At 68.9% G+C, this 20275-nt stretch carries 20 protein-coding genes; 10 read left to right on the top strand and 10 right to left on the bottom strand.

Translation table 11 applies throughout. From position 1 onward, the window contains the following. Positions 1 to 148: 148 nt before the first annotated feature. From ITJ59_RS15390 to ITJ59_RS15370, 5 genes are all read left to right on the top strand, one after another. Positions 149 to 535, top strand: a complete 387-nt coding sequence (locus tag ITJ59_RS15390) for a hypothetical protein (RefSeq protein ID WP_194652154.1) — start codon at positions 149 to 151, stop codon at positions 533 to 535. A 350-nt stretch (positions 536 to 885) separates the two neighbouring features. Then, positions 886 to 2358: a tyrosine-type recombinase/integrase gene (locus tag ITJ59_RS15385; protein WP_194652153.1), complete on the top strand. Its 1473-nt coding sequence runs from the start codon at positions 886 to 888 to the stop codon at positions 2356 to 2358. Between the two features lie 41 nt (positions 2359 to 2399). Next, on the top strand, positions 2400 to 4175 hold the full coding sequence (locus ITJ59_RS15380; RefSeq protein ID WP_194652152.1) for a hypothetical protein: 1776 nt from the start codon (positions 2400 to 2402) through the stop codon (positions 4173 to 4175). Then, entirely contained in the window at positions 4172 to 6310 is a 2139-nt protein-coding gene (locus ITJ59_RS15375) for a hypothetical protein (protein ID WP_194652151.1), read from the top strand. The genes ITJ59_RS15380 and ITJ59_RS15375 overlap by 4 nt, the downstream gene beginning before the upstream one ends. A 17-nt stretch (positions 6311 to 6327) precedes the next feature. After that, positions 6328 to 6702 carry a hypothetical protein gene (locus ITJ59_RS15370; protein WP_194652150.1) on the top strand — a complete coding sequence of 125 codons (375 nt, stop codon included), beginning with the start codon at positions 6328 to 6330 and terminating at the stop codon, positions 6700 to 6702. Between the two features lie 213 nt (positions 6703 to 6915). Here the strand turns inward: ITJ59_RS15370 and ITJ59_RS15365 are convergent, their stop codons facing one another. The 8 genes from ITJ59_RS15365 to coaBC form a co-directional block, all read right to left on the bottom strand. After that, the gene (locus tag ITJ59_RS15365; protein ID WP_323749518.1) at positions 6916 to 7920 is read right to left on the bottom strand and encodes a low temperature requirement protein A; all 1005 of its coding nucleotides are present in this window, start codon (positions 7918 to 7920) and stop codon (positions 6916 to 6918) included. Positions 7921 to 8012: 92 nt separating this feature from the next. Beyond that, positions 8013 to 8888: a phospholipase gene (locus ITJ59_RS15360; protein ID WP_194652149.1), complete on the bottom strand. Its 876-nt coding sequence runs from the start codon at positions 8886 to 8888 to the stop codon at positions 8013 to 8015. A 291-nt stretch (positions 8889 to 9179) separates the two neighbouring features. Next, entirely contained in the window at positions 9180 to 9635 is a 456-nt protein-coding gene (locus ITJ59_RS15355; protein ID WP_194652148.1) for a MarR family winged helix-turn-helix transcriptional regulator, read from the bottom strand. A 184-nt stretch (positions 9636 to 9819) separates the two neighbouring features. Continuing rightward, positions 9820 to 10470, bottom strand: coding sequence for a GntR family transcriptional regulator (locus tag ITJ59_RS15350; protein WP_194652147.1), 651 nt, complete (start codon positions 10468 to 10470; stop codon positions 9820 to 9822). A 110-nt stretch (positions 10471 to 10580) separates the two neighbouring features. After that, on the bottom strand, positions 10581 to 11054 hold the full coding sequence (locus tag ITJ59_RS15345; RefSeq protein ID WP_194652146.1) for a DUF1810 domain-containing protein: 474 nt from the start codon (positions 11052 to 11054) through the stop codon (positions 10581 to 10583). Beyond that, complete coding sequence (locus ITJ59_RS15340; protein WP_194652145.1) at positions 11051 to 11842, bottom strand: YqjF family protein; 792 nt, start codon at positions 11840 to 11842, stop codon at positions 11051 to 11053. The genes ITJ59_RS15345 and ITJ59_RS15340 overlap by 4 nt, the downstream gene beginning before the upstream one ends. Next, a complete protein-coding gene (locus ITJ59_RS15335) occupies positions 11839 to 12237 on the bottom strand; it encodes a hypothetical protein (RefSeq protein ID WP_194652144.1) in 399 nt (132 codons plus the stop codon). The genes ITJ59_RS15340 and ITJ59_RS15335 overlap by 4 nt, the downstream gene beginning before the upstream one ends. 29 nt (positions 12238 to 12266) lie before the next feature. After that, positions 12267 to 13481, bottom strand: coding sequence for a bifunctional phosphopantothenoylcysteine decarboxylase/phosphopantothenate--cysteine ligase CoaBC (gene coaBC / locus ITJ59_RS15330; RefSeq protein WP_194652197.1), 1215 nt, complete (start codon positions 13479 to 13481; stop codon positions 12267 to 12269). Between the two features lie 64 nt (positions 13482 to 13545). Here coaBC and ITJ59_RS15325 point away from each other — a divergent pair, with 64 nt between their 5' ends. Next, on the top strand, positions 13546 to 14337 hold the full coding sequence (locus tag ITJ59_RS15325) for an NRDE family protein (protein ID WP_194652143.1): 792 nt from the start codon (positions 13546 to 13548) through the stop codon (positions 14335 to 14337). Positions 14338 to 14546: 209 nt separating this feature from the next. Here the strand turns inward: ITJ59_RS15325 and ITJ59_RS15320 are convergent, their stop codons facing one another. Beyond that, a complete protein-coding gene (locus ITJ59_RS15320; protein WP_194652142.1) occupies positions 14547 to 15455 on the bottom strand; it encodes an SDR family oxidoreductase in 909 nt (302 codons plus the stop codon). Positions 15456 to 15551: 96 nt separating this feature from the next. Between ITJ59_RS15320 and ITJ59_RS15315 the strand changes: the two genes are divergently transcribed. The 3 genes from ITJ59_RS15315 (at position 15552) to ITJ59_RS15305 (ending at position 18216) form a co-directional block, all read left to right on the top strand. Next, a complete protein-coding gene (locus ITJ59_RS15315) occupies positions 15552 to 16661 on the top strand; it encodes an LLM class flavin-dependent oxidoreductase (RefSeq protein WP_228511576.1) in 1110 nt (369 codons plus the stop codon). Between the two features lie 73 nt (positions 16662 to 16734). After that, positions 16735 to 17364, top strand: a complete 630-nt coding sequence (locus ITJ59_RS15310; RefSeq protein ID WP_194652141.1) for a hypothetical protein — start codon at positions 16735 to 16737, stop codon at positions 17362 to 17364. Positions 17365 to 17724: 360 nt separating this feature from the next. Continuing rightward, a complete protein-coding gene (locus tag ITJ59_RS15305; RefSeq protein WP_194652140.1) occupies positions 17725 to 18216 on the top strand; it encodes a pyridoxamine 5'-phosphate oxidase family protein in 492 nt (163 codons plus the stop codon). A 146-nt stretch (positions 18217 to 18362) separates the two neighbouring features. On the opposite strand, the gene ITJ59_RS15300 is transcribed toward ITJ59_RS15305, so the two are convergent. Continuing rightward, the gene (locus ITJ59_RS15300) at positions 18363 to 19604 is read right to left on the bottom strand and encodes a hypothetical protein (protein WP_194652139.1); all 1242 of its coding nucleotides are present in this window, start codon (positions 19602 to 19604) and stop codon (positions 18363 to 18365) included. A 228-nt stretch (positions 19605 to 19832) separates the two neighbouring features. Between ITJ59_RS15300 and ITJ59_RS15295 the strand changes: the two genes are divergently transcribed. After that, complete coding sequence (locus tag ITJ59_RS15295; protein WP_194652138.1) at positions 19833 to 20234, top strand: RidA family protein; 402 nt, start codon at positions 19833 to 19835, stop codon at positions 20232 to 20234. Positions 20235 to 20275 lie beyond the last annotated feature (41 nt).

Raw genomic sequence — 20275 nt, 5'->3', positions numbered from 1 at the left:
GGTTTGTGGATGTGAAATGGCTGCAACGAAACGCTCATCGGCTCCCACGCCTTCTCGGCAAGGGACGCCGGTTCATCCTCGTCATCGGTGTGACGCCCATAGCGTGGTTGGTCGGACCCGACGACGCTGACCGGCCGTGGAGGTCGCTGTGAATCTGACCGGGCACAATGACAGGACCGGCGCCACGTTCCCGGTGTCGGTCATCAGCGAGACTGCTCTCGCGCGCACAACCGCCGTGAACCTTCCTGCAACCGAAAACCACAACACGGCCATTGTGCTCAGCGTTGACACCAGCGGGCTCGGTGCGGACGAGTACATCGGTCTGCTGGTGATTGTCTCCGCCGAGATCGACGACATCTTAACCCGCGCGATGTTCCGTCCGCGTGTCTACGACGAATGGTGGCCGCTGGGGGGCAACAGTCGCCACCGCCTACGACTTGCAGCACCGCTGACGGCCGTGTTTTGGGCAGCTCCCGTGGCAATGGAGGTTGAGATGCGGCTCACGCATCACGTCCGAGTGCCGTCCTACGACTAATCGAGCGCGAGGCTAACCGGAGGGTGCAGCCGGCGAGAGCCACCGGTCGATGCCTGGAGCGTGGTCTCAGGACGAATCCCTGTCGTCGACGAGGTTCTGCAGCGACTCATATGACGACCGAAGATCAGGTTGAGGCCGCTGCCGTGGTCCGGCCGCGGATACTGCCCGCAACTCCGATGCGGCTTCTACACAGGCGCAGGCGGTTTGAGGCGAGTACACACCTGCGATCGGTACACGTAGACGCAAGAGCGCCGGTTTCCCGCGGAGGAGCAGAAGAAGAGCGTTACAGTAACGAGGGTTGCAACATAATACAGTTCGCATATCACGGGGAATCCTGACATCATCGAAGGATGCTGATCGAGCGAGCGGATGGGCGGTCGAGGTCCGCTCTTATCGACGATCTCGCAGTCGCCCTAGATCGGTTCGAGGGCGTCGAGCTGGATTACGAGGCGGTACGCGTTGCGCTGCAAGACGCGCCCGGTTTGGCGCGCACGCGCCTCAGCAGCGGTACGCGCTTCGTTCTGGACGATGACTTCACCATCGAGGAAGACCTGTCTGCGTTCCTCGAGGCGGTGCCGCTCGGGGCTGCACCCGACGGGCGAATCTCTGGCCGCACCAGCCAGAGTGAACACACCTGGGATGCACTCGCGTTCGATCTCGTCCAACTGGTCGAGTACGGCCGAGACAGCCTTCATCGCACCTTGAGCGACATGACCTACGACGACCTCCTCTCATACAAGGCCGCGCGCGTCATGCCCCCATCAGAGTTCGAGATAGCGCCCGTCACACCGCGGACATGGAATCGACAGCTGGCTTCCATAAATCGCTACTTGCGCTTCCGAGCCGGCGACCCGAACTTCAACGGACCCACCGTCTTCGGACAGCCCCTTGAGCTGTTCGAGCCGGTCGGGCCGTCTCCAGCGCTCCAGTACCGCTCGATCCACGACAGTCTGAGGTGGATCCAGATGGGGCTCGGAGGGCAGGGCGTCAACGGTGGCCTGCTTCCGAGGAATGCAACGCGGGACGAAGCACTGGCCCGGTTGATGGCGGGTGCGGGCCTGCGAGTTGGCGAGACGGCGCTGCTCCTCCTGCCAGAAATATGGGAGGAGGATCCAACCGGCATCGTCTCTTCGAAGGTCCGATCGAAGGTGTCGCTCAGTTCGAAAATCACCAAGGGCGGTCGACCACGCACCTTTCGCGTATTCGGTGCTCTCAGCCGGCTGATCAGAAACTATATCGAGAAGTCCCGTCCCGGATACATGAAGAACGTCGCCGACGATGGAAGCTGGATCTTCTGCACTGTTGATCACCATGCCGGCAAAATCGTCTTTGACGATGGTCGGTCGCTTCCCTACGCTGATATCGGCAGAAAACTCCGCCCCCTGCTTGCCGAGCGAGGCAGTGATGGCAGCCCGCGGCCACTCGCATTGTGGCTCACTGCGACAGGCTCCGCATTCACCGCTGACGGCGTCTACAGCGCATTCCGTCGCAGTAACGAACGATGCGCTCAGGCTGGCTACGAGATGGTCATCCATCCTCACACACTCCGGCACACCTTCGCGGTGCATCGCCTGGCGGGACTGCTGGTCGAGCAAGGGCTGATCGACCGCCGGACCGGCCAGCTGACCGTCGATGAGAACGAGATCAAAGGTCGGCTGGATGTCATCGCGCAGGTGCAACGCGAGATGGGACACAGTTCCTACGCGACCACAATCGAGGCTTACCTGCGCCCGGTGATCGAGGATCCGGCTGGCACGATCGAGTCGCTGATCAAATATCACGACGCAGTTGGCGCTCAAGAGATTGTGAATGAAAACGCATGAGCCGTGCCGAGTCATTGCGTGCAAGGGTACCTTCACGTCGAGTGAACACCAAAGCCCCCATAAGCTCATGGGATCTCGCGGATCGTTCCGTCCCGTTCAAGGACGGCACGTCAGCTGAGTTCGTGGTTCCCGGGTTTGACGGGCGCGATGGACTCATCGGGGAGATTGCGTCCGTTTTCCGAGCGCGCGGCATGGCCCGCGGATTCACCAGATCAACGTACAGAAAGCTCCGTGCGGCGTGCATTACGCTACTTCGTGCCACCGATAGCGCGACCGATCGTCCGATCACACTCGTCGAGATACTCCCCGTACACCTCCAGGCGGGGGAGCGATGGGCACGGGACCACACAAGGGGTGACCCTGCAGGCGCCGCGTACGCCTATGCCACTGGTATCAGACGCGCGCTGCTCGTGGCGATGAGGGCGTGGCCAGAGCGTTTCGACGATCGCACACGGAAGGCGGTCTTCGAGATGCGTGGATCCTTCGGGGCGGTGCCACAGAGGCAGCCGATATCGACGCCGGTCGAACCAATCACCGACGAGCAAGCTGCACTCCTCCGCCGCCAGCTTCCTGTGCAGATAGAAGAAGCTCGCGCGGCGGCGCGGGCTGAACCTCCGGCGGCGCTGCGGCCGATGCTCGAGCGCATCCGCCGAGACGGACCGTTGCGGCACGGCGATCTGTCGCGTGCGGAACGAGGGCTCTTCACGAAGGAATGGGGTTTACGGCGACTGACTTCGTTGGTGTTCCCCACGCAGACGGAGTTGGCGCCCTACTTAATGCTGCTGATGCTTGATCTCGCGATGGAGCCAGAATGCGTCAAGACACTCACTCGGGACTGTATCCAGAATGAGTTCCATGGCCGAGGTGACATTACTTGGTTCAAAGCAAGGGCCGGCGTCGGCCCGGCATCGAACAAGGAGCAGCGGAGGCCCACTGTCGGCGTTATGCAGCCAGGGTGGTTGATCAAGCAAGTACTTGAGCGCACCGCTGCTGCAGATTGCTTCGTTCGTCAGAACGCGCTCTGGAGCGTCCACGTCGCGCACGGGAAGGCGACCGCCACCGTTTTCCGGCTGCCGAACCGTCTGGGTGTGGCGCCTTGGCGACGATCTCCGAAGGCTGAGTACGACCCGGTCCGTATGGTTGTCGAGAGGGCGTGCGCCGCAGAAGGCATGGAGCCCTTCGCAGTCCACCTCGGAGCGCTCCGGAAGATTGGCAAGGTCGAGGGGCTGCGGGCCGCGGGCGGCGATCCCGTCGCAGGGACCAAGCACCACAGCCTGCACGTCGCGGTTAAGCACTACTTCGAGGTCGCCGCTCTCAATGAGACCTATGTTCAGGTCGTCGTCGACGGCTTGATGGAGGCATGGGCCGACGCCAAGGCGAGCGGTCGTGTCGGTGAACCCGATGTGATCGGGTCCGCGGTTGCGACTGGCGCGCCTTGCCCAACCCGTGAGGAAACACTCGTGGGCCGCGCGATTGCGATGTACACGAACGAATGCCATGGGTTCTTCGACGCTGCTGGGCGCGAGTGCCCCGTTGCATTTTGGGGATGCCTGTCCTGCCCAAACGCGATAATTACCGTCGATCATCTGCCGAACATCTTCAAGTTCGTGCGATACGCCGTGGGGCAGATCGATTCGGACGGGAGCGCCCTCGAAAGCTGGTTCGAGATGTTCGGTGTCGTCATCGCCATCCTCAGTGAAGTGATCCTGCCACGGTTCTCGGCCGACGAGATCGCAACGGCCGCGAACCTCGACGAGAACGGCCAGTCCCGAATCTTCCTCCCCATGACGCCCGCATCACCACAGGAGGTCCGATGAGCAAGCGTGCGCTCGTTGGTGAAGCTGTTCAACGAGAAACGGGAGCGCCGTCAATTCCCACGCCGGAAGACCCGCGACCGGTACGGACTCGCTCGCCCTACGAAAACGAAAGCCGCGTCCCGCGCTTTCACGAGTCGTCCTGGGATCTGTCTCAACTGCATCCGAACGCGACGCTCCCGCGAACGAACGCGACGCTCACTTTCGACGATGTCGAGAGCCTCGCTCTTCGGCACGCCGCGAAGCAGTTCATCTACGCTCGACTCAACGTCGCGCTGCCGCGCGGCCGTGTCTTCAGTGGAGACACAATGGCGATCACGGGGGCTTACAGTGAGTTCCGGCACATATGGTGGTTCTTCAAACATCTTGAGAGTCGTAACATCTTCGATCTCGGTGAGGTCGTCCATGAGCACTACCTCACGTATGTCGAAGACCTCCGCCGGCACGGTGCGAGTAATTTGACCGTCAATCACCGCATTCAAGTCCTTTGGCGCCTATTCGCGTACCGCTCGCACATCTCCGGAGCGGACACGGTTCCCAGGCCGTGGCCTGGATACGATCCGATCGACATCTCTGGCCCGTTCTATCGGCCAGCCGAGAACAGTACTCCTCGGGTGCCGGCGCCAGTGATGATGCCACTCCTCAATTGGGCGTTGTGGTACGTCGAAGAGGCCGGGCCCGACATAATCCGCGCGGTGCGCGAGGCGAGGGCACTCAAGGGCCGCGAATTCGCCGCAGATCCGGTAGTTTCCGAGCGCCGATTGCTGAGGTGGCTCAACGAACGCGAGCGCAACGGCCGGGGGCTTCCGCGACGCGACAGCGAGCTTTCCTTCATCAGCCGCCTGATGCCAGGACAACCCATAGCCTTCCTGAACTTGAATTTGTTGGCGCACCTGTCGGGTGCGCGGCATGACTTCCTGAAGAAGAAGCGCACGTTGATGATGCTCAACGAACGACTTTCCGTACTGGGGTTCGAGTCGGGTGGTCTTGATGCCGTGGCAACGGCGCCGCATCCGTTCGATCGCGACCGAGCGTGGCGGGCGAACGGCTTCACGATTCAGACCGCCGACTGTGCGGGACGCATGCTGATGGCAGCGTGCTGGATCGTCATTGCGTACCTCAGCGGAATGCGGGACAGCGAAGTTCGCAACCTTCGCCGAGGGTGTAGACGCACGAGTACTGTCGGTGCTGACACTCGCCTTTGGGTCGACGGTCTTGCCATCAAGGGACAAGGCGATACCGGACTGGACGCAAGTTGGGTCGTCATTGCGCCTGTTCACCAGGCGATCGAGCGCCTTGAGGAACTTCATGACGCGGAACTGATCTTCGGCTGGAGCCCGCAGGATCGAGAAACCAGAGATGGCCTGCCTACGCTCGGTCTGTCACGAACTCTCAATGAGTTCGTGCAGTATGTAAATCAGCACCACTCGACGGAAGGCTCTCAAGCAATTCCAGACTGGGAAGGTGCACCTTGGAGCTTGAATTCCAGACAGTTTCGGAGGACGATCGCGTGGTACATCGCCCGTCGGCCCTTCGGGCTCATTGGTCTCAAACGCCAGTACAAGCATGCCGATATTCGCACTTCGATGGGCTACGCGGGGACCAGCGAGTCCGGTTTCCCCGGAGAGATTGAGGCCGCGAGGAGCCTTGATGCAACCGAAGACCTCTACGAGCTGTACATCATGCACAGCGAGCATGGCAGGCTGCTCGGTGGACCGCGCGGCGAACGTCTCAACGATGAGTTCCGCAAGATCCTCGCGGAGATTGACGAGGACGATCTTCCTCAAGCTGCCAAACCGGACGCTGTCAGGACCATGCTTCGGATGATCGATCAGCGTTACATTGCAGGACCGCTAGCCGACTGCTTGTTTCGGGCGGAACGAGCCCGTTGCCTCCGACACCTTCCTATGTCGGAGCGCATCGAGCGTGATCGTCCCATCTTGGCTCTGTGTCAACCTGACGATTGCGGAAACGGCCTGACGCGCCCAGAACAGAGAGAAGGTTGGGCGCAAGCAGCCGAGCGGAGCGCTCATTTTCGCCGAACGACCAAAGGGCTCGACGATGCGCAGAAGATAGTCTCTCGATCAATCGAAGCGGCTTACCGACGCCGGGCGGCCGAGCCTGACCTGACCACATGAGTGCGCATCAGAGGCTCATGAAGGCCCTTGAGGACCTTCCGCACGACGAACCGCCAGTGAAGAGGCGGTTGGCGAAGACGGCGGGGGTTTCGGAAGCTCAGCTCTATCGAGATCGGACGTTCCTCGCGGCAGTCGATGAGCGCAAGGCGGCTTTCCGGTCCGATGCTGCCGCGGCGCAGAGAGACCGGGACCACGAGGTTGCGTCCGCGCTGGTCGCGCGCCTTCGGCACACTGTCCGGACGATGGCGCAGGTCATCGTGGAACTGACCCGCGTGAACGCTGCCCTCCGCCGCGAGGTCAAAAAGCTTCGTGCGACGCAATCGCCGGGCAGGCGGGACTTCGGTTCAGAGAACGTGGTGGATCTTCCGAAGCGAAAGCGACGACGCCTCTAACGAGACTCGGACTGAGCTGTCCTCCGCACCTCAGCGGAGCGGAGAAAAGACTTTTGGACTAACTGAGTCGCTGTCCGGAATTCTTCGGGAAGTCCGGAAGATTCGACGGCACGGACGTTCTTGGGGCGCGGCCGACAGCGACCTGCGCTGCGCTCTCAGCTCCGTGTGGCCGACCGTTCAAGAACCTCGGCGACTCGCGAATCCCGTTACCGATCACGTGCCTGTTCGGCAGCCCTGCGGAGATCGGCCGGACGTTCGGCGCGGGGCTGCCAGATTCGGTGTCGAAGAGAGACGACCTGACTCGATGAGTACACCGGACGGGACTGGCTTCCGCCCACATACGGGCCGACTCACCTGACCGATGAGAGAGATCCGGTCGGCCGGATAATACCCGAACACGAGCGCACTGGGCAGGTTCCGGATGTGGTCGTGCTGCTCGCGCGAGAAGTAGATCCACCACAGTCCGGCGACGATGACGAGTCCGGCCGCCGCCAGCACGAGCAGTGAACCGAGGTGGTCGGCCTGCGCGATGCCGTCGATGACCGCGTTCGCCGAGGCGACGAGCCCCTCACCCAGGACGATGAGCGTGAACAGGGCGTACCGCTCGGCGATGTGGTGCGTGTGCCACGGGGTCGTCTCGGTGGTGCCCTCGGCGATCGGCGGGACGAGCACCTCGAGCAGGACGAGCACGGGGAACGCCCACGCGGTCGAGCCCTGCGGCAGCGCGAGCATGCCGGCCCAGAGCGCCTGCACGACGACGATCCCCACGGCGTACCGGAGCGCGGTGCGTCGGAACCGCGGTGACGAGACGGCGACCCGGAGCCACTGCGCGACCATCGCCAGGCGCATCACGACGTACCCGATCACCGGGATCGCCCAGTCGCCCTCGGTCATGGCGGCGTGCACCCCGGCGGCGAGCACGAGCACCCCGGCCATCTGCACGAAGGTCGTGACGCGGTACAGCCAGTCATCGGTGTCGAACGACGTCGCGAACCAGCTGAAGTTCAACCACGCCCACCAGATCGCGAAGAACACCATGGCGTACGACACGACGGCGGAGCTGACGTGTCCCTCGGCCTCGATCTCGTGCAGGTTGGTGGCGGCGAACCCGACCGCGACGACGAAGACCAGGTCGAAGAGCAGCTCCAGGGGGCTCGCGGCGCGGTGTCCCTCGGCGGGGTCGCGGGGCGCCATCCGGCGCAGTCCGATCGTGGTCACCCGGCATGCCTACAGGACGAACGGCCCCGGGCGGAACCCGGGGCCGTTCGTCGTGCGGGTGCGTGGGCCGGCGAGCGGCCGCCCCGCGCCGCTCAGTAGAAGTTGCTCGCCTGCGAGTGGGCCCACGCCGAGCACGGGGTGCCGTACGCGGCGCTGATGTACTGCAGGCCCCACTTGATCTGCGTCGTGGCGTTGGTCTGCCAGTCCGAGCCGGCCGTCGCCATCTTCGACCCGGGCAGCGCTTGCGGGATCCCGGTCGCGCCACCGTTCGCGTTGACGGCCTGGTAGTTCCAGCCCGACTCCTTGGTCCACAGGTTGTCGAGGCACTGGAACTGGTCGGCGCCCCAGCCGTACTCGGACGATGCGAGCGAGGATGCCGTCGCCTTCGCGCCGGCGACGGTGTTGCCCGCCGCGAGCTTCCGGGCGGCCTCCGCGGCCTCGGCAGCCGCCTGCTGCTCGGCTGCCGCCTTCGCGATGGCCGCTGCCTTCGCGTCGACCTCCCGCTTGTCCTGCGTCGCACTCGCGAGTTCGACGTGCGCGGCCGAGGCCACCGTGGACGAGATCCGCGTCGTCAGCTCGGCGCCGGACAGCTCCGGGTAGTCGCTGAGGGCGTCGATGTGCTGCTCGAGCGACGCCGTGTCGGTCTTGTCGTTCGCGGTGGCCATCACGGTCTTCGCGGTGGAGATGGTCGCCGCGGCCTGGGCACGGTCGAGGGCCGTGCCGTGCAGTGCCGGTTGCGCCGTTGCCGACGCGCTCGGGGTGCCGGTGGGCATGCCGAGGGCCTCGCCGATGGCGGGCTGCGTGCCGATGGTGAGGGCGCCACCGGCGACGGCGAGCACCGCGGCGCCGCCGACGATCAGCGTCGCCCGGTGGCGGAGGGCGCGGCGCACGCGCCGGCTGGGGGAGTTCAGGGCCTCACGTCGGGTCGAGGCGGTGGTGATGGGGAGGTCTGGGGTGGGTCCTGGCATCGGTTCCGGTGGTCGGGCGGTTCGTGGTGCGGGACTCCGTGCTGCTCGGCACGTCGGTTGCGGTCGAGCGGTGCTCCGCGCGTCGAGACGCGCGGAGCGTGGGGAGTCCGGCGAACCGGGGAGGACCGGACGGTGGTGTGGGGCCCGTCCGTCCGCCACGAGCAGCCCTGGGGAGGCCGCCGTCGGGCGAAGCCGACACGATGACCCGCCCGACTGGGTGACGCGTCCAGGATCGCTGGCAGAACCGTCCGTCCACCCGTTGGTAACGGTTCGGTAACGGCCCGCGAGTGGCTAGAACGTGTGAGGTTCCTGAACGCGGTCGCCCTGGGCGACGCGCTCCAGTGCGGACAGCGCACCGGCGATCGCCCGGACGTCGGACTCGTCGAGCTCCGCGATGAGCTCGGCGACGATCCCGGTGCGGTCCGAGCGTGCCCGCTCGACCGCTTCGATGCCCTCGTCGGTGGCCGAGACCATGAAGGCCCGGCCGTCTCGGGGGTCGGCTTCGCGCGCGATGAACCCGCGCTGCTCGAGCTCGGTCAGGATGCGGGTCATCGTCGGCTTCGTGACGACCTCGATCCGCGACAGGTCGCCAGGGCGCAGGGGTCCTTCGCGCTGGATGGTGGCCAGCGCGGACACGATCCCGTACCCGAGCGAGGCCGAGTCCGTCCGTGCTCGTCGGTTGATCCGTCCGACCGCCGCGGCCAGTCGTGCGGCGACCTCGGTACGGTCCGTCGATCGAGGACTCATGTGCTGCTCCGGGTGGGGATCGGGTGGTCGCAGCGATGCTATCGGCTCGCTGGGACCGCAGACTGGGAGCGTCGTGCCCACCGGCTGGCGGCTCGGAGCGGTCGACCGGGAGGCCCGTGGAACGCGGACCGCCCGCCTCGCGCGGGCGAGACGGGCGGTTTCCTGTACGCGGGTACAGCTCGACTCAGCGCTTCTCGCCCGGCAGCTGGTGGATCGCCTCGGTCGCGAGCTCCGCGGCGATGTTGTCGCCCGACTCCGTCGCGGTGCGCAGTCGACGGAAGTCCTCGGTCATCCGGTCCCAGTCGACGAGCTCGTCGAGGTTGGGCAGGCGCAGGCGGAACGCCAGGCCGTCCATCGTGTCGCGGCACACGCGCTGCAGGTTCTCGTTGCCGCACTCGGTGACGTAGAGCGCGAACACGTCGAGCGCATCGTGGTTGACGGCGGGCACGTCGTGGGACTCGAGCTCGGCGATCGTCTTGTCGATCTGCGCGAGGATCTTCTTGCGTGCGCCGGCGCCGAGGCGGGGGACCGCGAGCCGGACGACGCCACCAAACAGCACGCCGAGGGTCTGCATCGCCTCGATGACCTCGGCGGGGTTCGGCGTCGTGACCCGGGTGTACCGGTTCGGCGCCATCTCGATCAGCCCGGCGCGGGAGAGCTGGCTCAGGGCCTCGCGGATCGGGGTGCGGGAGACACCGAGCCACGCGATGAGTTCGTCGTCGTTGAGTCGCTCCCCGGGGACCAGGGTGCCGTCCATGATCGCGTCGTGGATCTTGTGGCGGACGGTGTCGCGGAGCAGCTGGTGCTCGGTCGGGGCGCTGCGGGGGACCGGCATGCGTTCTCCTCGTGGGGGCTGATCATCGGGTCTGTTCGGGGCAGTGGTGCGGGCGTCGCCGCGCACACACGGATCACCGTACCTGATATAAGAACGGCGTTGCGATCGGGTCAGCGCGTGTCACGTGACGGTCGGTTGCCCTCGGTCAGCAGTCGGACGGTGACATCGTCCTCGGCGCCGCCGTACCAGCGGTCGAGCACCGCGGTGAAGGGCTCCGGCACCGCGGCAGCCCGGGCGAACAGCGTCATCGACGACCGGAGCTTCACGGCGTCCGTCCCGCCGAGGAGCGCCTCGGCCGATCGTGCCGGCGCGTCCGAAGCGGTCGCTGCCGCGGTCCGCAGCCGCTCGCCGAGCACGGGGTGCGCGAGGTAGGCGCGGGCCTCGGCGATCCCGCGCACGCCGTAGCGCTCTGCGGTGGCGCTCCGTCCGAGCCCGGCGAGCTGCGGGAACACGAACCACATCCAGTGGGAGGTCTTCCGCCCGCGGCGCAGTTCGGCGAGGGCGTCGTCGTGCACGCCGTGCTGCGCTCGCACGAAACGGTCGAGGTCGTACGGGTCGGCGTCGCGCGTCGCGGGGCCGCTCACCGGACGATCCCGCCCCACGCGTACCGGACGGTGGTGCCGTCGACGACGAGCACCGAGTCCGGCTCGCGGTCGAACAGGCCGGGCATGCCGACGGCGTCGGGCAGGTCGCCCTCGAGCCGGTCGAGGCTGGCCGTCCGGATCGTCAGCGGCGGGTGCTGGCGCTGCCAGAACAGTGTCTGTGCCAGGTGTCGGGCGTGGATGCCGGCGCGGGTCGTGAGTTCGGCGGCCAGGGCCGTGTCGACGACGTCGCCAGCGGTGACCCGGACCGAGGCGGCGTGCCGGGGTCGGACCGTGTCGGCGGGACGCTCCTGTCGCAGGGACCGCGCCCAACGCACCGGGTGCAGTGCCCGGGACGGGTGCCGGACGGACCGGTGCACGATGCTCTCGCCACGGCGCCGTGACCGCGCGTGCGCGAAGGTGTACGGCACGCCGAGCAGCGCATGTGCGGCGACGATCGCCGGCACGTTCGGGGTGTCCACCGTGCGGTAGGTCACCCCGTGCCGGCCCTGGTCGTCGACGGTCAGGACCTCGAGGGTGACCTCGGTCATCCGGCCCAGGCGACCGGCAGAGGGGAACGGCGGCACCCGGGTCTCACGGAACACGTACGCCGTCAGCCCCACCCAGGCACTGCCGTCGACCACGTCGGGACGGGTTCCGCGCGGCACGAGGCGCTCGAGGGCCGAGGGGTCGTGCCGCCAGTGCGCGAAGACGATGTCGTCCCACGCGTGCTGGGTGACCGGGCGGTGCAGCAGCGGGGCCGCTGCACGGGTCCACGACGGCTGGGTCACCGCTTCGGGGCGTGCCGACCGACGCGCACGGCCCACAGGACGAGCGGCACCTGCAGGGGGAGCCGCAGCACCGACACCAGGCGCATCGCCCGGGTCGACCGCGGGCTGTCGAGCAGGTCGTTCGCCATCTTCACGTTCGCGGGGAAGACCGCGGCGAACAGGGCGGCTGCGGCCCACCCTGAAGCCCGGCGGGTGGCCGGGAACGCGAGCCCGGCGGCGATGCCGAGTTCGGCCACGCCGGACGCGACCGTCGTCAGGCGCGGTGGCAGCGTGTCGGGCACGATCCGGTCGTAGTGGCGCGGCTGCAGGAAGTGGGTGACGCCGGCTCCGCCGAGCAGCACCGCGAGCAGGGTGGCAGTCCGGGTGGCTCGTTTGATCCGCTCACGTCGTCGCATGCGCCCATCGTGCTCGCCGGTCCTCGGAATCAGGTCAGTGCGGTCGCGACGAGGTCGAGCACCGCCGTCGCCACCTCGGCCTTCGTGCCCGAGGTCTCGCGGACGACCGCACCGCCGGGGACCAGGACCTCGATGGCGTTCTCCTCGCGTTCGAACCCCGCCGTCCAGCCGACGTGGTTCACGACGAGCAGGTCTGCGGGCTTCCTGGCGATCTTCGCGCGGCCCAGCTCGACGCGGGCGTCGCGGTCGGGTTCGGTCTCGGCGGCGAACCCGACGATGACCTGCCCGGAGCGCCTGGCCGCCACGAGGTCCGCGAGCACGTCCGGGTTCCGCACGAGCTCGAGCGTCATCCGCTCGCCCTGGGCGTCCTTCTTGAGCTTCTCGGCGAGGACCTCAGCCGGTCGGTAGTCGGCCACCGCTGCCGTCATCACCACGACGTCGGCCTCGGCCGCCGCCGCGTGCACGGCCTCGGCGAGCTCGAGCGCGGACCCCACCGGCACGACGGTCGCGTCGATCCCGGCGGTCAGGCCGGCCTCCACGTTCGCCGCGACGACCGTGACGACGGCACCGCGAGCCGCGGCGTCGGCGGCGATCGCCAGACCCTGCCGGCCACTGGACCGGTTGCCGACGAAGCGCACGGGGTCGAACGGCTCGCGGGTGCCGCCGGCGCTGACGACGACGCGGACCCCGGACAGGTCGCCGCGGCGGGTCTCGCTCGTGCGGTCCAGCACCGCGAGCGCCGCGGTGACGATGTCCTCGGGTTCCGCCATCCGGCCGATGCCCGCGTCGTCACCAGTCAGCGCGCCGACCACCGGTCCGACCAGGTGCACACCCCGCTCGCGCAGGGTCACGACGTTGGCGCGGGTCGCCGGGTGCTCCCACATCTGCGGGTGCATCGCGGGGGCGACGACGACCGGGGCCTCGGTCGCCAGCAGCGTGGTGCCGAGCAGGTCGCTGGCCAGGCCGTGCGCCATCCGGGCCAGGGAGTCGGCCGTCGCCGGAGCGATCACCACCAGGTCGGCGCGTCGACCGAGGGCGACGTGTCGGACCTCGGAGACGTCGTCCCAGACGCTCGTGGTGACGGGGTTGCGGCTGAGCGCCTCGAGCGTCGGCAGCCCGACGAACCGCAGGGCGCCCTCGGTCGGGACGACGTGCACCTCGTGACCGCGCTTGACGAGGTCGCGGACCACGCCGACGGCCTTGTAGGCGGCGATCCCGCCGGTGATCCCCACGATGACGGTCAGGCTGCGCTCTGCTGCTGCGTTCACGTCGATCACGCTACCGGGGGCACGTGCGAGGATCGACGGCATGTGCACCGTCGTCGTCCGCGTCGACCCCGGGTCCGAGTGGCCCGTCACCGTGCTCGCCCTGCGGGACGAGTCGCCCGAGCGCCCGTGGGACCCCCCGGCGGCGTGGTGGCCCGACCGCGACCCCGAGGTCCGCGGCGTCCGCGACCGCGCTGCCGGAGGTGCGTGGCTCGCCGCCTCGGACCGTGCCGGGCTGGCGGTCGTGCTGAACCGCGGCGAACCGGTACCGAGCACCGACGGCACGTGGACGACCCGTGGCGTGGTGCCGGTCGACGCCGTCGCCGACGACCTGTTGCCCGGGCACGACGACACGCTGCCGACCACCCGCGCGTTCAACCTCGTCCGGGCCACCGCCGACGGCGCCGCTGTCCTGACCTGGGACGGCACGAGCGTCCGCACGACCGAGCTCGGCCCGGGCGTGCACATGGTGACGCACGGCGAGCCGGACGACCCCGCGTCGCCGCGCATCGGTCGCTGGCTCGAGGCCTTCCGTGCGGTCGACGCCCCGGTCGGCCCGCCGGCGCTCGGGCCGTTCGACGAACTCCGCACGGTGGATGGCGTTGGCGAGGCCGGAGACGGGTGGAGTGGCTGGTTCGGCGTCCTCGCCGACTCGGCGGCGCTGCCGAGCGACCACCCGGACGCGATCCTCCGCGACGTGCACGAGACCGAGGGGCACATGACGACGCTGTCCATCGTCGCCGCTGCGATCGGGCCGGAACGCACGGTGCTGCAGCACGCACGGCTGACCGAACCCGGTCGGCTGGACGGGTCGGTGGAGCTGCACCGCGCCTGACCCGGCGGCTTGTCGGACGTACCACGGGGCCGTCGCGAGACGCCGGTGTACTCGTTCGACGCCGCCATGTGCGCGAGACGCCTCCGAATTCGGCGGCGTTTCGTGGAGCTGGAGGCGTCCTGGCGAGACGCCGGCGTCCTGGGGAGACGCCGGAGGCGAGCCGGAGTCGAGCCGGAGTCGAGCCGGACGCCCCCCGGCCGCACCCGCGCTCAGAGCGGCGGGCGCGTCCCGGTGAGGTCCTCGGCGACGGCCCAGAGGGAGCGGGCGAGGTCGGCGCTCCGTGCCGATCCGGGGATCGAGACGGCGGTCGTCGGGCCGGTCAGGCCGAACGGGCCGGCCGGGCCGTAGTAAGCGCCGCCGACGGCGTTCGGGCCGACCGCGGCGTACAGCAGCGGCTCGGTGCCCTGCTCGACGGCCTGGGTGAACGGCAGCGCACGGTTGCTCGCCTGCACGGGCTTCGCACGCCCGAGGGAGCGCCCTGCCGACTGCAGGTTCGTTCGGGTGTAGCCCGGGTGTGCGGCGGTGCTGACGAGGGGGACGTCCGCCTCGACGGTCAACCGGTGCAGGTGCAGGGCGAGGAGCAGGTCGGCGAGCTTCGACTGGGCGTAGGCGCGCCAGCCGTTGTAGCCACGCTCCCACTGCAGGTCACCGAACCGGATCCGACCGGGGATCGCCGCGAGGCTCGACATCGTCGCGACGCGCGGTGCCTCGGCGCGCAGCAGCGACGGCAGCAGCAGGTTCGTCAGCGCGAACGGGCCGAGGAAGTTCGTGCCGAGCTGCAGCTCGAAGCCGTCGACGGTCTCGAAGCGCTGCGGCGGGGCCATCACGCCGGCGTTGTTGACCAACACGTCGATCGGGCGTTCCTCGTCCACGAGCTCCGCGGCGAAGCGGCGCACGCTCGCCAGGTCCGCCAGGTCGAGTTCGCGCACCTCGACGTCGGCGTGCGGGTGCGCGGCGCGGATCTCGGCAGCGGCGGTCGCGCCCTTCTCGGTGCTGCGGACGGCCAGCACGACGCTGGCGCCGACCGCTGCGAAGCGGGTGGCGGCTTCCTTCCCGGTCCCGCTGTTGGAGCCGGTGACGACGATCCTGCGTCCGGACTGATCGGGGAGTTTCGGCATGCGGGCGACCGTACACGCGGGCGCTGGTCGAGCCCGTCTGGCCGTGCCGTTCCGGGCGTGGTAGTTTTATGCAAACGCATCGATCTGGAGGCTCGCATGAGCAACGCATTCGGCACCGACCGCCCCTCGGACGTGCCGCCGCCCGCACCCGAGCGGATCGGCCCCGTGCAGCTCGGCATCGACACCTTCGGCGACGTCACCGAACTCCCCGACGGCAGCCTGAAGTCCGACGCGCAGAGCATCCGCGACGTCGTCGAGCAGGCCGTCCTCGCCGACCAGGTGGGCATCGACTTCATCGGAGTCGGGGAGCACCACCGTGCCGACTTCGTCGTCAGCGCCCCCGAGGTCGTCCTCGCCGCGATCGCTGCCCGGACGTTGCGGATCCGGATCGGGTCCGCCGTCACCGTGCTGTCCTCCGACGACCCCGTGCGCGTCTACGAGCGGTTCGCCACCGTCGACGCGATCTCGGACGGCCGTGCCGAGGTCATCCTCGGCCGCGGCTCGTTCACCGAGTCCTTCCCGTTGTTCGGCTACGAGCTGTCCGACTACGAGGTCCTGTTCGAGGAGAAGCTGCAGCTCTGGGCGGCCCTGCGCGGCGGCGACGCCGTGACCTGGTCCGGCACGAAGCGCGCCGGTCTGGTCGACCAGGACGTCTTCCCGAAGCTCGAGCACGGCGCGATCCCGACCTGGGTCGGGGTCGGTGGATCGCCCCAGTCGGTGATCCGCGCGGCCTCGTACGGCCTGCCGCTGTTCCTCGCCATCATCGGTGGGCAGCCCGCCCAGTTCGCCCCGTTCTCGCGGCTGTACCGCCAGGCGCTCACCCAGCTCGAGCTCCCGCAGCAGCCCATCGCGATGCACTCGCCGGGCTTCGTCGCGGCGACCGACGAGGAAGCCGCCGAGCGCTACTGGCCGTACCACAAGGCCGTCACCGACCAGCTCGGCCGGGAGCGCGGCTGGCCGCCCCTCGACGTCGCCGGCTACCACGCGGGCCTGTCCGCCGGTGGCTCGCTGTACGTCGGGTCGCCGGAGACCGTGGCGCGGAAGATCGCCCGGAACATGCGGATCCTCGGCGCCTCGCGGTTCGACATGCGGTACGCGACCGGTCGCCTGCCGCACGAGGACATGCTGCGGTCCATCGAGCTGTACGGCACGCAGGTCGCCCCGCGGGTGCGCGAGCTGCTCGCCGAGCCCGTCCCCGTCCCGTAGGGGGCGGTCGGCCGGGAGGCGCGGGTCGGCTCCGTCGGTCCGCCTCACGGGCGCGCCGGGTACGGTCCACGGCATGCCGTCACGTCCCAGCACCCCTCCCGTCGAGCGCCGGTTCCGCGGCCGGATCATGGGCGTCGGCACCACCTCGGGTGTCCGGATCGTCGTCGGGATGTGGGACCGCTCGCCCTTCGGCGCCTTCACCGACGTGTTCCTCGAACTGCCCGACGGCACCAGCGTGCTGCTCGCTCCGGACGAGATCGTCGCCGCGTACGTCTCCGGCACCTACCGGTTCGACACCGTGTCCGTGGTCGACGTCCGGGCGCGACGGACCGCCCGCGGCCTGGAGCTCGACGCCGGCGCGCTGCAGGCCACGGTCGACGTCGGCACCATCTCACCGCTCGGACGACTGCTCCGCGTCGTGCCGAAGCCGATCGCCCGCGACCCCCGGTGGCTCGCGGCGATCGACCCGGTCGCGCGGCTCGTCGCACCCGGCTCCGGCACCGCCGGCTCGGCGGGGAACGGCCGCCGCGAGTACTACGGCGTGACCGGGGCCCACGACGTCACCGGCGTGCGCGGGACCTGGGCGGGGGAGCCCCTCGGGTCCCTGGCGCCGCTCGACCCGCCCGTGGCGTTCGGCTTCGCCTCGATGCCGCGGGTGCCGCAGGTCGTCGACGTCGAGACCACGATCCGCGAGCCCGTCTGACCCGTTCGGTGCGGGCGCATCTTCCGACGATCCACCACCGGATCGACTCGTGGAGTGTCGCTCGTTGCGCATGCATCCGGTGCGTGTGCATGTTCCGACGATGCACGCGGTGATCGTCTGGTGGATTGTCGCTGTGTGCGGACGCATGGAGTGCGCCGGACCGGGCGCGGGCACTGCGAGCCAGCCACCTGCGCGTCCGGACGTGCCTGCGCGAGTCGGCACGGGCCTCCCGGCCGGGGTGGTGCTGCCGCGTGCCGGACGCGCCCAGCGTCGAGGGGCACACTGGCGGGAACGGTACGGCCCCGCCGAACCCGCGGTCGAACGTCGGGCAGGGCGGGGCGCACGACGCAAAGGAGCATCATGACCGACACGCAGACCGACCAGCGCGCAGCCATCTCGGACATCGTCCACGGCGCCCACACGGCCCTGTTGACGACGGTGAGCGAGGACGGCCAGCTGCACTCCCGGCCGCTCGCCGTGCAGGACAAGGCGTTCAACGGGACCCTCCGCTTCCTGGTGCAGGACGGCAGCGAGAAGGTCGACGACATCGCCAGGAACCCGCACGTCAACGTCTCCATCGAGTCGCAGGGCGGGTACCTGTCCATCGCCGGCACCGCGACGGTGACCCAGGACAGCGCCGTCATCGACGAGCTGTGGTCGCCGTTCGCCGAGGCTTGGTTCCCGGACGGCCGTGACGACCCCTCGATCCGGCTCCTGACGGTGTCGGGTGACTCGGTCGAGTACTGGACGCAGGACACCGGCCCGGTCGGCAGCCTCGTGCAGACCCTCAAGGCAGCGCTCGGCAAGCAGAGCCAGCCGGACACCGGCGACCACGGGACGATCGAGCTCTAGGGCGCGCGGTCGGGCGGGCCGGGCGGTCGGGCAGGCCGGGCGGCTCGGACCGACTCAGAACGACGAAGCCGATGTCGTCCGACGTCGGCTTCGTCGTTCCGCGTCGGAGCCAGCGCAGGCGCCGGAGTGATCGCGAGCGCCGGCCGCTACGGAGGCCCGAGCAGCCAGAGCACCGCGACGAGCACCGGCTGCCCGGCCAACGCCGCGGTGACGAAGGTCCAGCGCATCCAGGGCTTCGCCACGAGTTCGGGCGACCCGAACAGCGGCGCCAGGGGCATCAGCAGCCGCGGCGTCGAGGCCATCGGCAGCGACACCGCGAAGATGTACAACGCGTAGGCGGCCGAGTACAGCACGGTCGTCGAACCGAGCCGCTTCGTCGACCGGCGGAGCAGCCAGATCGGGAACCCGACGAGCAGGACCACCACGATGAGGACCCCGCCGACGCCGAGCCACCGACCCGCGATGAGGAACCACGGCGACAGCGGCACGAAGTCGACGCGGCCGATGAAGTTCACCCACCAGGACATCTCGGTCTCGAGGTAGGCGTTCGGCGTGCCCGTCACGTGCGAGGCGATGACCGGCCACGCGAGCCCCGCGGCGACCATCACGGCACCCGCGGCCACCACCCGGAGCTGCTCGCGCAGGGGGAACGTCTCGAGCACCCGGCCGGTCTCCCGCCGTGCCCGCACCCAGCGGACGAGGGCGATGACCCCGAGGACGAGCGGGATCGCCAGCGCCCCCGGACGGGTGAAGGCCGCCGCGACCCCGAGCACGGTGAGGAGCCCGTACCGCCGCCGCTCCAGGGCGAGCAGCGCGCCGAACGTGAGCGCGAGGAACATGCTCTCCGCGTACCCGACCTGCAGCAGGAACGACAGCGGACCGCACGTGAAGAAGAAGACCGCCCACATCGCCGCCGCGTTGCCTGCGCGGTCGCGGACCAGCCGGTGCAGCAGGTACGTCGCGAGCAGGCCGGCGAGGATCGAGATCAGGGGCGCGCCGACCGTGAACGGCAGCCCGGTCGAGGCGGTGAGCATCCGGATGGTGAAGGGGAACGCCGGCAGGAACGCCCACGCGTTCTGCGCCACGTTGCCGACGGCGTCCACGGGCAGCACATCGGGGTAGCCGTGCAGCGAGATCTGCTCGTAGTATTGCCCGTCCCAGGCCGTCAGGAACGCCGCGAAGCCGTGCTCGTTGCCCCAGATGGCGTTGTCCGGCATCGCTCGCCCGATCAGCGGGTACGCGAGCGCCAGCCAGAGCGTGGAGACGATCCGGCCACCGGTCCAGACGAGCAGGACCGCCGCCCACGCCGGCAACGACGTGACGGTGTCGAGGACCCGGCGTCGTCCGTTCGCGGCTGCTCCGGCGACCGCGCCGTCGAGCCGGCTCACGCGCGCGCTCCGAGCCGGCCTGCGCGCGCTCGGCGGCGTTCGGGCAGGGTGGACGGCACCCGGTCAGGCTAGTCGACGTCCACCTGGGTGGACGGTGCGGCACCCCGGACGGGAGGCCCGGCTCGCGTTCTGCAATGCGGAATGCGTGGGCCGGGTGGCCGGCCCCACCGCGTGGCCTCCGCCTAGCCTGGAGACTCCGCCCACGACCGACGAACCCCAGGAGCAACCGTGCCGCACTCCACCGCGCCGAAGACCGCCATCGTGACCGACAACGCCCCGAAGCCCGCCGGGCCCTACAGCCAGGGCATCGTCGCCAACGGCTTCCTGTACACCGCCGGATTCGGCCCGCAGGACCCGGCCACGGGTTCGATCGCCGATGACGTCGCGGGTCAGACCGCGCAGGTGCTGTCGAACGTCGCCGCGGTCCTGGCCGAGCACGGCGCGACGCTCGACGACGTCGTGAAGTCCACGGTCCACCTCGAGCACTCCGACCGTGACTTCGCGGCGTTCAACGAGGAGTACGCGAAGCACTTCTCGCAGCCGTACCCGGTCCGCACCACCGTGCAGTCGCACCTGGCGAACATCCTGGTCGAGATCGACGTCGTGGCGGTGCTGCCCAGCGCTTCGTGACGGCCGGACAGTGCTTCGTGACGGCCGGACAGGCTGTGTGA

Origin of the sequence: Curtobacterium sp. VKM Ac-1393 (assembly GCF_015350995.1) — a bacterium.
GTDB lineage: Bacteria > Actinomycetota > Actinomycetes > Actinomycetales > Microbacteriaceae > Curtobacterium.
Note: the sequence above shows the minus strand (reverse complement) of the source record. Positions and strands in the feature narration are given on the sequence as shown.